Source organism: Lysinibacillus sphaericus (genome assembly GCF_000600105.1).
In the GTDB taxonomy this organism is placed as follows: domain Bacteria; phylum Bacillota; class Bacilli; order Bacillales_A; family Planococcaceae; genus Lysinibacillus; species Lysinibacillus sphaericus.
The window spans coordinates 2,885,024-2,897,351 of the sequence record NZ_CP006837.1 but is presented as its reverse complement, the minus strand read 5'-3'; the positions used below and the strand labels follow the sequence as shown (position 1 = coordinate 2,897,351).

The window sequence follows — 12,328 nt, the reverse complement described above, 5'->3', positions numbered from 1 at the left end:
TAAAGAAAAATTTATTCAGTATTTTTACTAAAAAGAACAAATTTCTACTTTGAGCTTGAACGAAAAGATGGAAACTTTAAATTTGATAGGTTGATTGTGGTTAGACTTAAACCATAATCAACCTTTTATTATTTAGGCGACCTATGCCGAAGGATAAAACTCCAAATCAGAATATAGAGCCGATTAATTCAAAACTGATAACAAATTATATACCAACTAGCAATTAAAAAGTGAGTAAAAGAAAAAGCCACTAAACAGCTAGACACCGTAAAAGATAAGTTCCAAACTAAAGTAGCCGAAGTAAAGGACCAATTGCGTCAGTTGGGAACACCGCAGTTAGAGTTGGCCGGTGTGAACGTTGGCCGAATAACGGATACGGGGACAGTCGGGAAAAATAAGCCAACGCCGAATCCAAAACCATCGAATAATTCCAAACCACCAGCAAAAGATAGTAAACCTGCTGAGGGAACTAAGGGTACAGGTAAAGGTGTACCTAAACCGGTTAGCATAGATGAAGCTAAGGGCATTGCTAGAACCAAGATTGCTCAAGAGAGGAATGAATTATTAGAAGGAAAATATATTGATCCAAATACTGGAGATATTTATATTCCACATGTTATGACTGCAGCAGTTAATCTTAAAACAGGCAGGGCATATATTGGGTATAATGGCAAAGGTGTTGACTTTAGAACGGGTAATGAAAGGTTTAATCCGACTGTTTCTGAATTGGATGACGAGGTAGTAATGTTGGTTGAAAAAACTAAAAACAGGGCATTAGAGGCCAGTAAGCAAGCAGGTGGGGAAGTCAAGGATAGCTTTGAAAAATGGACTGTAGATAATTGTGCTGAAGTTCAGGCAGTAAATCAAGCAGTGAAAGATGGTGCTAAAGTAGAAGATATCTTGCTAAGTACCATTGAAGTTTTGCCAAATAAGTATAAAAAAGTATGTAAAAATTGTAAGGAAACTTTTGAAAACTTTTTTATTGATAATTTTAAATGAAAGTAGAGCGAGGAAAATATGGATAACTTTTCGGAAAAAACTTATAAAATTTTGAATGAGGCAGGATGGTACCAAAATAGAAAAATAGATATAAGTTCGACAGTCTTATTTTTAGAGAGTAAGGGCTTTCGAGTGGGTTCTGTTGTAAAAGAGGCATTAGAGCAATTCGGTGGATTGGAATATAAGTTTTCTGATGGGAATGATTTTGAAAATTTCATTATTATTCCAGAAGAGCAAATAGGAGATGGCGTTCAGAAAATACATTTCAAAAGGTATGATACCTTAATTGGAGAGTATTTGATAGTGATTGGTTCCGTATTTAGAAATAATGCAATACTGTTTATGTCGGAATCGGGAAAAGTTTATGGAGCACATGATGATTACTATATTTGGGAATTTGGAAGCGATATCTATGAAGCAATTAATAATCTATGTGAATGTAAAAAATTCAAATTGATACACGAACAATAGATTATTATTGCATATTGAAATATAGTTAGGTGATATTTTTTAATGATGAATACGCCACAATACAAGCTAACTGCCGTGTTGTGGTTTCTTTTTATTTCCGTCTTAACGCTAAAACGTAATCAAGCGTTTAGTAGCGTCTCCTAAAAAACACACTTAAAGACGAGCGAATCATTCATAATATGTTATATCGTTGATAGGATCACGTAATTGTTGCGTGGTCTTTTTTCTTTTTACGCAGACGATATGCGAAATTTAGCCATGTATTATCTAGACGCACTAATAACTATTGAAATTTCGCAGGAACGCTCAAACGAAATCAAACGGCCATTGCTAGTAAGCGTTGGGGCGTTTCTTGCGAGGGAGTGGCATACGCGTTGATGTACGAATATGCATCGCTTTAGTGAAATAAAGTATTGTTGTATATAGATTAAACTATTTTCCTTTTCTATTTCTCGTAAATAAGACGTTTTAATAGGCAATAAAAGGGGGGCAAATATATTTTCACGGAAAAACGGACGAAATTAAAAACTATGGAAGATGGGGTCATGGGTGGTGACATTACCACTTTCAAAAAAGTCAAGGTTTGCGTTGGTACTGGATTGTAGTGGTCGAATATTTCATGGTGTGTACCGAAGTACAGAGATTTAACGTCAAATTCGGTCGAAGTAGCATCTCCAACGAGGTAACACTCGATTATGTTCAAAACGTTGGACCATTTAGTAGTGTTTACGTGGTATCTGATGACACCGCAAATAAACGTACCTACGCTTCTTGCGACGGAGGGAGGTTAAATATTGATGTTTAACTGTGAAGCTAAGGCGTAATAACGAATCACTGTATATGGACTTAACGGTTATCTGCTTGGCATTCTGGCACGCATAAATATTTTTTGGCGGAAAAACGGACGAAAGTTCACGAAGTCCGGAGGTAAACATTATAATAGCAATTGCAACAAAGCAATAAAATCAGATAGGAAAATTGAAGGAAGCGTTAATTGTCTACGTTGAAAGGAGAGGAAATTAAAACATCAGATTGATGATTTTGTTAATCAAAATAAATGATATAGGAGATAGATAAAATATGGTGGAAAATAAACTATGATACTATGTCAAGAAAATGGACAGAGAATATTGAGGTTTTTGCTTTAACTCTAGCGCGCTATCGCTTGCTGGCCTCTCAAATAAATTTAAGGGACGTAACCCTTAAATTATTTGAGAGATTAAAAGGGTATAATCATACTACCTTAGCTATCTGTAAAACTTTGTAATAATGCTTTTCGTACGCAATCGGTGACATATAATTTGTGAATGAATGGGAGTTTGGCCCTTCCGATAGGCTGGAATATTGGGAAAGTAAATATCTGAATAATATACCACAAGATGAAGGAGACAGAATTAAAATTGATAAAATGAAGGAATTTGAAAATAATAATTGAAGGGGCATATGTGCTAGTTAAATATTAAAAACATAACAGTATAATACTCCAGTAGATGTAGATAATATAAAACTGTTAAAGAGATTGTGTTTTATATGTTGCTGTGAGAGTATAAAGCTCTTAGATAATACGATTATGGAGATAAGAATCAAGTTATATTTTGGAAATAAAAAAGTAGGCTTTTTGATTATATACCTATGGAATTTATTTCGTTATTTAAAAATGGGAAATTTATAAAATAAAAAGAGTCAATAGCAACACTAGTTACAGTGGCTATTGACTTTTTTATATGTATCAAAAGGTCTTTTGATTATAAATTATATTAAGTAAAGTATGTTATCGGTACAAAAGTTATCGGCTAAGAACAAAGTTAGACTTCCTGATGCATTTAACTATTGAAAATGTGCTAAACATATTCCAAGTAGGATTAGATCTCGCAGGGCTAATACCAGGGTATGGGGAAATAGCAGATGGCTTGAATGCAGTGATTTATTATGCAAGAGGAGACAAGTTAAATGCAGCCCTCTCCGTAGGAGCGATGATACCATTTGCAGGAATGGCAGTGACAGGTGGTAAATAAGTAACAAAAGGTGCTAAAGCATTTAATGGTGTAGTTGATGGTATTAAAACCGTTACGAATAAGGGTCCAATAGGCCAACTAAAAGAAAAAGCCACTAAAAAGCTAGACACCGTAAAAGATAAGTTCCAAACTAAAGTAGCGAAGTAAAGGACCAATTGCGTCAGTTGGGAAAAGGTGAAATTAACGGTGAAAAGATTGAAATACAGTAGTTCTGATAAGAATGGCAGGTTAAATGATACAGAGCAGAAAATGATTGAGCATCTTAGGGAAAAGTACAAAGATACTCCAAATGTTAATGGTAATATTGAAATCATCTCTCACAAGGCGATTTGTCAAAGTTGTAATGATATTATTGATCAATTTCAAAAGGATTTCCCAAACATTAATATTACGAGAGTACAAATATTAGATGAGTAAAATATGGAGGAGATTTAGTATGAACTTTTATAAAAGTAGTGATATAGAGGATTTCTTGACATCCTTAGAGAAGGACTCTTATCCAATGAAACCCTGCAGTAAGGATGATATATCAAAATTAGTAGAATTGTCTCCAACTCGAACACTTCCTAAAACTTATTTGGATTTTATGAATAAAGCTGGTAATGGAATTGAATTTTTAGTTGGTACGGATTATTCCATGAAGTACATTTTTGATTTAAAAGAGTGGGCTATTGAACTTTTGGAGGAAAATAATTTCATAAAAAAACTCACAGATAATCAGTTTATATTTATGATGCATCAAGGATATATGTTCTGGTTTTTTAATTTAAATGATGGAGACGATCCAGCGGTATATTGTTATGATGAAAGTGTAGATTTAGATGATTTTAATAAGGTCAGTGATACTTTATCAGATTTTTTAATCTCCCTATACGATTGATAGAAGAGTCTAAATAACATAATGATTTTAACTTGACAATTATTTAAACGTTACACTTGCCATGTGGTAAAAAAAGATGTCATACTGTCAATACTAAACTAACTTATAAAACTTGCAAATATTAATAAACTTAGAAAATTTATAAACCTAAAGCACTTGATTGTCTATAACAGGCGACAAGTGCTTTTTCATGTTTAAATACGTAAATTGAAAAGATTGCGCTTATTTAATTAGTGTACTAAGTGTTAAATTTTATACAAGTATTAGCATACTAGGGGAAGAACATTGTACGTTTACCTTTAAGGGAAATGTAGCAGATGTATTGACGGGATGGTATAAAGGAGGAGATTAGGGTTGAATATGGAGAGATTTAAACAAATTTCATTTAGAGGTAGAGTGGCATACGGGGTTAGTTGTTTTGAAAATGCATTAATATCATTAAAATATGTTTCAGAAGATTGGAAGATTGTTTTAAGATACCTATGGGAGTTTACAAATTCAAGTAATTTAGAAGATTGCCACTCAGCTACGGCTGAATTAATTCCTGAAAATTTAATGGAAACAAAAATATATGATGAAGATTTTGAGCGAATAAGTGAAGATGAGTATTTATGCTTGTATAGACTTTATCAAAATATTGATGAAACCATTCATATTTTATTACGAGACATTCATGAACTTGGGATAAGTCATACTTATACTAATATTAGTGGGTATGGAGAAAGAAGTGTAGATTCATTACAAACACTTATTTGTCATATGTTGGACTACAATTATCCATTACCTAGTATTGAACCCTTTTTTAAATCTTCTATATTGGAAGACGATGGCTGGGGATATGAATTTGACGGTACAAAATTTTCTAAAATTCTATAATTATAATAAATCTAATCACCTATTTAACATAATAAAAGGATATAAAGTTAAAGGGTGGATCTTATTACTGTTAATATTAAAATAACTTATTTAATCGTCAAATAATAATAATAAACTTAGAAAATTTAAAACTTTAAAGCACTTGAACACATATAACAGGCGACAAGTGCTTTTTTGTATGTTTAATACGGATTACGATTATTTAATTAGTTTACTAAGTATTAACTTTTATAAAAGAATTATCACACAAGAGGAAGAACAGGCGATGGAAATAAAGAAAAGCTCCATTTGATTCGAATTAGCAGCGAATTCTATCCAAACAGTATTGGAGGTCAGGAGTAGACATAGCTGAAGTAAAGCAAAATAGATTTAAGTGAAGAGAACTATAAAAGAATATCTATCTAGCATGGGTAGGTAGAAAATAGGGGAAAATAATAAACGGCTTAAATCACCATTTTAAAAGGATCAAAAAATGTTAATTATATGTTAAAATGTTATTTGGAGGAATTATATATTAAATAGGTTCAAGTAAGTTTACATATCAGCATGGATGGGGTATAAAAAGAAAGCTGGGGTGACGTCTAATGGGTCTTTTGGGAATAGCGGGAAGTATGCTGGGAATGATTCCAAAAGTAGGCTCCGCAGGTGGCAAGAAAAAAGGAAAGGGCGGAGGGTCGAAGAAGGGGAAAAACTCTAAAAAATCCTCCAACAAGAAAGGGTCCTCAAAGAAGAACCAACCGAAGTCGAAGAAAAAGAAAAAAAAGAAAAAGAAAAAAAAGAAGAAAAAGAGTAAGTTGGGTAAATTCTTTACCAAAGCACGCAAAACCTATAATAAGATAACCAAAAGTGACATTGTGAAGAAAGCCAAGAAAGGCGCAAAAGCAGCGGTACTAGCGGTCAAAAATACTTGCCAAAAAGTGAAGCAAAAAACAAAAGAAGTGTATAAGCAAGCGAAGCAAAAGACGAAAGAAGTATATAATCAAACCAAGAAAAAGATAAAGACCACTGTCAAAAAGTCGAAACAATTAATGAAAGAAAAAGTATTATCGACAAAAGCAACTCGAAAAACAACGGGTAAGTCAAGAGTGAAGGCAAAAGATTGGACAGGGCATAAAAATAGGATAAACAGTGAAGACGAACTAAAAGCGCTACTAGATGAGCGTAGAAAAACGAGAGTAATAGGCAGTGATGGGGAGCCAATAATGACTCTTATGGATAAGCGAAAGGTTGTAAGTGCTGAATCAACTGCCACACCGGATGGTCTATCCCCATATGCAGTAATGGGATACTCCATGTTTATTGAAGATTATGTGACATTGACTGATGCAGAGGCGTCAATAGGTGACCAAGTAGGAGCAGCGTCTTCATTAATAAATCCTTTCAAGAAGTTCAAAAAAGGTAAGGAAGCACTAGACTCGTTAAAATATGGGGACAAAGGAATAGAAGAAGCCTATGATCTTGCCAATAAAAACAAAAAGGCGAAGGATGGTCAGTATACCCAAAAAGAACTCGATCAACTAGGCGAGTATGTGAAGAAGGTTGATAAGAGTACGGATAAACTTATCAAATTCAAAGGTGATGAAGCTATAATACATTATGAAAAACATAGTAAAGAGATTATGGATGCAATGGGTAAAAATCAATACAATTTAAAGACTTACATTGAAGATGCTAATCATGTTATTCAGACAGGACAATATGTACCAGAACTAAATGCATATGTGAAGCTTATTGGTGGTAAAGGAAGTGCGAAATACGGATTGGTTGGGCTAGATAGAAATACAGGAAATATAACCACGTTCCATATAAAGTCGGCTAAAGAACTTGCTAAAAAAGCCCCAAGTTTAGGTATTGAAACAAAAAAGAAGTAAAGGATGGATACAATGAAAATAAAAAAAATAAATTGGATTTCACAAGAGGCTTTAGAAGCTGAAGTAGTTGTAACAGATGGAGTATTTGAAATAATGTGTTTTTCACAACCATTCAATTATTTGAAAGATAGTAAATTAATAGGACCAATTTACTGTTTAAATGTCTCAAATCTTGTGTTAGCTGAAAGAACAGAATATAGTATTGAAAAGTTAGATGATCATTTTGCTTATAGATTTATAGGGAAATTAATTGATAAAGATTATGAAAAAGTGAAAATAGGTAAACTATTATTAGAATTGGATAACAATTTGTTACCAGGAGATATAAATGAAGGTGATTTTATAAGCTTTTGTTGTCAAAGGTTAGATATCTATTAAAATAAGGTAAAGTTTTTAATGAAACTTATTAAACATAATCCGATATTAATTAAAAGCTAATGTTGGTGAAGTGAATAGACGGGTCAAAATAATGTTGATAATCTAGAGGTCAGTTTCATACGAAATTTAGTAACTTCTATAAAACTATTAGGTGTTTTTCTTGTATTATTGGTTTTAAAATGAACGAAAGTAAATTTCCTTTTATCTTAAAAATAGGAAATATATTTTAATGAATTATGTAGAAAAGGTGGGGTGCATAGTAAGATCCACTATCTACTAAATCCAATGACAATAATATCTTTGTAGCAGATAAACACATCTTCATGATCACAAAGGAATCCATGCGTTTGACATGTGGTTCAGCTGTTTCGTCCTCAAACGCAACACAGGTATCAGGGAAAGGTCATAATAAGCATTCGGTGTAGTGTCCAATACATCGGGAGAAGTGGTAGACCTTGAATCGTCATTAGACGAAGCTGTTGGAATTTTAAAAAATTGCATTTAAATGAATGAAACGAGAAGTAGGCGAGATGACCATTTATTTACAAGGACCACTTTTATGGACTCCATAAGCAACAAACACACGAGATTAAACAAGCTAAAGGGTTTAAACGTTACACTTTCCATGTAGTAAAAAAGATGTCATACTGTCAATAAGAAAATAACTTATAAAACTTGCAAATATTATAAAATTTAGAGAATTTATAAACTTAAAGCACTTGATTGTCTATAACAGGCGACAAGTGCTTTTTACATATTTAAATATGTAAATTGAAAGATTACGATTATTTAATTAGTGTACTAAATGTTAAATTTTATATAAGTACTAGCATACAAGGGGAAGAACAGGCGAGAGGTTTCGATAGATTTGTTATAGGTTATAAGGATGTAATAAATAAGGAAATGAGTCACCGATTTAGTAAGTGTTCTCCATTCGATAGTTGAAGGTAAGTAACTGGATAAATAAGTAACAACAATGGAAAGGCAGAGTTTAATATAGATTGATAATGAAATTTATTATGTAAAGGAAACACAAGAAAAAATTCAAAATATGGAGGCTTATTATAGGACTTTAGGTTATGGATATTTTTTAGAGGCACTTAATGAGTTTATAAATGGCAAAGGCTTTGGTATTGGTTATACTAGTTGTTATTTTGCAACTGAATGCGCTCCTAATGATGAAGAGTACTTTGGTGATACTGGAGTAAATTTTACAACAACTCCTCCAGTAACTAGTACTGAAGTATATTCAATTGTGGAAAATGAGTTGTTTTTTGAATATTTACTTAAAGTAGCTAATGAATACCTATCCAACTATCCGCAGAATAAAATAATTGTTGAGGAGAATTTAACTCAAATTCAAAAGAAGTTAAATATATAAAGCATATAGAGGAGGAACAAAAAAACTTTTGAATAAGTAATTATAACATTGATTGGCTAACTACCTTTCAAGGTTTTCAGTTATTGTTAAAACAATTAGGCCCCAGGATAAAACATCTAGAAGAAAGTTATTGATAGTATAGTGTTTGGATAAACCATGCCATTTCCCTATGGAGACCATTCCAACAGGAGTGCACTCAATAATTAAAAGCCTGTGAATTTAGTGAGATCACATTTTACATGTGAAGGTAGTATGAAAAGAATGATATTGACTTAGCCTGGACGATAAAAACAACAAAAGAAAATGACTTACGTTATGTAAAGATTAGCGTTTAAATAAATGTAAGTTGTTTCTACGATAGAATAAAAATGGTATTATATGTTGTGAGAAGTGTTTTTAATAGGACAATCAACATCAAAGGAGGAACCATTGTGAAAAAACTTGATGCTAAATTCGAATACTTGTCGGATATGTACGAAGATTCGTATTATCCAACGTTTTTAGTAAATAAAATTAAAGAAAATATTATGAAATTAGTCCATTTTATTGAAGAGGGCAATCATACCATTGAAGAGGTGCAGGAAAAGTTGGATGAAATGACTGTAGCAATCAATGAACTACAGGATGAGTTTTATGAACACGATAGTGAAATTGAAACGGTTGCACGAGATTCAATCGCCATAACAGTAGAAGAAATTTTACAATATTTTGAGATTGATATAGATATCGAAGAAGCGGTAAGAGAACGAGATTGGTAAAAAATTACCAGGGTTTCAAAGAGGAAAGCGGATGTTCGATAGGAGATGCTTATAGTGTTTTTATCAACTTCTAATTATATTGTCTTAAATTAAAATTTGTATTCCTTAAAGTATAAAGTAGATTCCATAAAAAGAACGGAGCTTCATTCACTTGATTGCCTAATAAGCAACAAGTGTTTTTTTATGTTTAAGACTACATTTCCTCATTAGAATTATTGAAAGCTGAGAAGAGTGTATGACTATATTCATCCTCGTTAATTTGATATTTAAAGGTATTTAGATATAGGAAATGCGTTTAAATTTATAAAAAAATCAAAAAAATATGATTTTATATAAAAAAACAATATTGTATAATGATTGTAAATTTTAATACTAATCATTGGGAGGTCTATATGTCAATTAATACGAACTTTAATCAGCCAAATTCGACACTTGTAACTGTGAAAAGATCTAGTAGCACTACGCCATTAATTGCTACATCAAACCAAAACAATGACAAAAACATTAAAAATTTTGCAATGCAACAACAAAAAGACACCGTATCTATCTCGAGTGAAGCAAGAAATAGGTTACTGACGGCTCGTGCTTCTGTGAGACCTAACTCATGGGTAGATACAGCGTTAGATTGGGCAAAATCTACCGTTAGTTGGCTTAAAAAAGCGGGCCAATTTGCTGTAGATGCAGCAAAAGAAGGCATTAACTTTTTAGTACTCGATGATGTTAGAACGATTTTTAATCCGAATGCGGGTATTACAGAAAAAGGGGTAGCGTTAGTTTCCCTCTTCCCAGCAGGAAAAGTAGTGAAATCAGGGAAATTATTCGAGCTATTGAGAAAAGCAGGGAAATCCGCGGATGTTGATGCCTTTGCTGGTTTAGGTAAAATTCAAAAGTTTAATGCTAAAGGGATTTTATTAGATGGAGATAGCCGTACGGGTTGGGAACATATTTACAACAGACATGTTGCGGGAACTACTGCAAATAGGGGGACCACATTATTTCCTAGAGCACTCGGTGATGCACAGATTAAAAATCTAATTATGGAGTCATTGGAAAAAGGAACTTTAGAAAGTACTCATCTTGATGGTACAAAAATATACACATACCGTCCAAGAAAATATGGGATTTCTGAGATGACAACAATTGTCACGAAAGATAATATTATCAGAACATCGTATCCTAATAGTGGAACCTCTGTGATAAGAAAATAAAGAAGTATATCATTTGTGAAGGCTTACGTTAAAGAGTTACGATGATATTTATTAGAGATGGTAACTGAAAAAGCGCATATAATGAAGCGTCCGAACTTTAATCCACTTAACAAAAGTTTAACTATTTAGTAAAAATTATACCAATAAATTGGGGAGAAATAAAAATGAAAATTAGATTTGATCTTGAAGATGATGATGTAACGGTTCTAAAAAGTAAAAATATTCGTGCGGATTTTTATCTCGACAGTTATTTAGAAGTATTTGTACTTGAAAATAATCAAGAAACTTTACTCTTCTCCACAACTTTGCACAGTACAATCATCATTACATTTAGTCGACAATTAATTGAGTTACATCGAACGTGTAAGAAACAGGTTCTTGATACTTTTGGAAATGCTAACGTCTATACCTTTAAAAAAGTAGAGAAATATATTGTGATTACAAATTTTGATGTCTTTTCTAATTCAGAAGAATGGCAATATACATTTGAATTTAAGGCATTTGTGAAAGCTTATACGAAAGAATTACGACGGCATTTGCAAAACTTGGTAGTAAAAGATGCGAATATAATGAAACGTCCAAACTTTATTTTACTTAGACAAGGATTAAACGAATTAGAAGAAATCGTACAAGAGAAATAATTTGGAGAGATATTATTAAAATGAAAATAAGATTTGATCTTGAAGACGATGTTTCGGTTCTTCAAAATAAAAACGTGCATGCTGATTTTTATCTCGACAGTTATTTAGAAGTATTTGTACTTGAAAATAATCAAAAAACTTTACTCTTCTCTACAACGATACACAGTACAATTATTATTACATTCAGTCGACAATTAATAGAATTATATCAAACAGGTAAGAAACTCATTCTTGATACTTTTGGTAATGCGAATGTCTATACTTTTAAAAAAGTGGGGAATAATTTAATTATAACGAATTTTAGTGTGTATTCTAATTCGGAAGAATGGGAATATACATATGATTTTAAAGCGTTTTTGAAGGCTTATACGAAAGGGTTACGAATACATTTACAAAATTTAATAATAAAAGATGCGAAAATTGTCAAACGTCCAGACTTTATCTTGTTGAAGGAGGGATTAAAAAGTTTAGAAGAGGTTATCTTCGGAAAATAATTCGGAGAGATTCTATTAAAATGAAAGCGACAGCATTTAAAGAAGTGGAAGTAAAATGGAAATAGTTGTAGCCCCGTGATATGAATCTTATTATTTGGAGATACCCGTATATGATGACAATGATAATTAAAACAAAGAAAGAAGAGGTTTCTCTATAGTTTTGAGATGCCTTTTCTTTCTTTGTTAGTTTACTATACGTCAATTTATTTTTTTGTTTTGTTTTGGATAGAGCCCTGTTATGTACTTCAGTTAGTAACAATCAAAAGAATACTAGAACTGCGCTGGAAATTAGGTAGAATTTACTTTTTTAGATTGTTTGACAATAATAAGGGAAATTTTTGTTTATTTACCGATAT

13 protein-coding genes are annotated in these 12,328 nt (G+C 32.2%); all 13 read left to right on the top strand.

The genetic code is table 11. The features are described 5' to 3' along the window. Positions 1–351 precede the first annotated feature (351 nt). Entirely contained in the window at positions 352–999 is a 648-nt protein-coding gene (locus T479_RS13850) for a hypothetical protein (protein ID WP_025219952.1), read from the top strand. An 18-nt stretch (positions 1,000–1,017) separates the two neighbouring features. Then, complete coding sequence (locus tag T479_RS13845) at positions 1,018–1,470, top strand: SUKH-3 domain-containing protein (RefSeq protein WP_025219951.1); 453 nt, start codon at positions 1,018–1,020, stop codon at positions 1,468–1,470. Between the two features lie 1,817 nt (positions 1,471–3,287). Next, positions 3,288–3,485 (top strand): hypothetical protein, encoded by a 198-nt coding sequence (locus T479_RS13840; RefSeq protein WP_025219950.1) that lies wholly within the window; start codon positions 3,288–3,290, stop codon positions 3,483–3,485. A 186-nt stretch (positions 3,486–3,671) separates the two neighbouring features. Continuing rightward, positions 3,672–3,902, top strand: a complete 231-nt coding sequence (locus tag T479_RS13835; RefSeq protein ID WP_025219949.1) for a deaminase domain-containing protein — start codon at positions 3,672–3,674, stop codon at positions 3,900–3,902. Positions 3,903–3,921: 19 nt separating this feature from the next. Continuing rightward, on the top strand, positions 3,922–4,365 hold the full coding sequence (locus T479_RS13830; protein WP_025219948.1) for an SMI1/KNR4 family protein: 444 nt from the start codon (positions 3,922–3,924) through the stop codon (positions 4,363–4,365). A 360-nt stretch (positions 4,366–4,725) separates the two neighbouring features. Further along, positions 4,726–5,241, top strand: coding sequence for a hypothetical protein (locus tag T479_RS13825; RefSeq protein ID WP_227665466.1), 516 nt, complete (start codon positions 4,726–4,728; stop codon positions 5,239–5,241). A 584-nt stretch (positions 5,242–5,825) separates the two neighbouring features. Next, a complete protein-coding gene (locus tag T479_RS24085; protein WP_025219946.1) occupies positions 5,826–7,112 on the top strand; it encodes a hypothetical protein in 1,287 nt (428 codons plus the stop codon). A gap of 12 nt (positions 7,113–7,124) precedes the next feature. Next, a complete protein-coding gene (locus T479_RS13815; RefSeq protein WP_025219945.1) occupies positions 7,125–7,490 on the top strand; it encodes a hypothetical protein in 366 nt (121 codons plus the stop codon). 1,051 nt (positions 7,491–8,541) lie between these two features. Continuing rightward, positions 8,542–8,871, top strand: a complete 330-nt coding sequence (gene cdiI / locus T479_RS13810; RefSeq protein ID WP_137036924.1) for a ribonuclease toxin immunity protein CdiI — start codon at positions 8,542–8,544, stop codon at positions 8,869–8,871. Positions 8,872–9,302: 431 nt separating this feature from the next. Continuing rightward, positions 9,303–9,629, top strand: a complete 327-nt coding sequence (locus T479_RS13805) for a DUF5713 family protein (protein ID WP_025219943.1) — start codon at positions 9,303–9,305, stop codon at positions 9,627–9,629. A gap of 392 nt (positions 9,630–10,021) precedes the next feature. Further along, on the top strand, positions 10,022–10,837 hold the full coding sequence (locus tag T479_RS22910; RefSeq protein ID WP_025219942.1) for a hypothetical protein: 816 nt from the start codon (positions 10,022–10,024) through the stop codon (positions 10,835–10,837). Between the two features lie 164 nt (positions 10,838–11,001). Next, entirely contained in the window at positions 11,002–11,478 is a 477-nt protein-coding gene (locus T479_RS13795; RefSeq protein WP_025219941.1) for a hypothetical protein, read from the top strand. Between the two features lie 20 nt (positions 11,479–11,498). Then, positions 11,499–11,972 (top strand): hypothetical protein, encoded by a 474-nt coding sequence (locus tag T479_RS13790; protein ID WP_025219940.1) that lies wholly within the window; start codon positions 11,499–11,501, stop codon positions 11,970–11,972. Positions 11,973–12,328 lie beyond the last annotated feature (356 nt).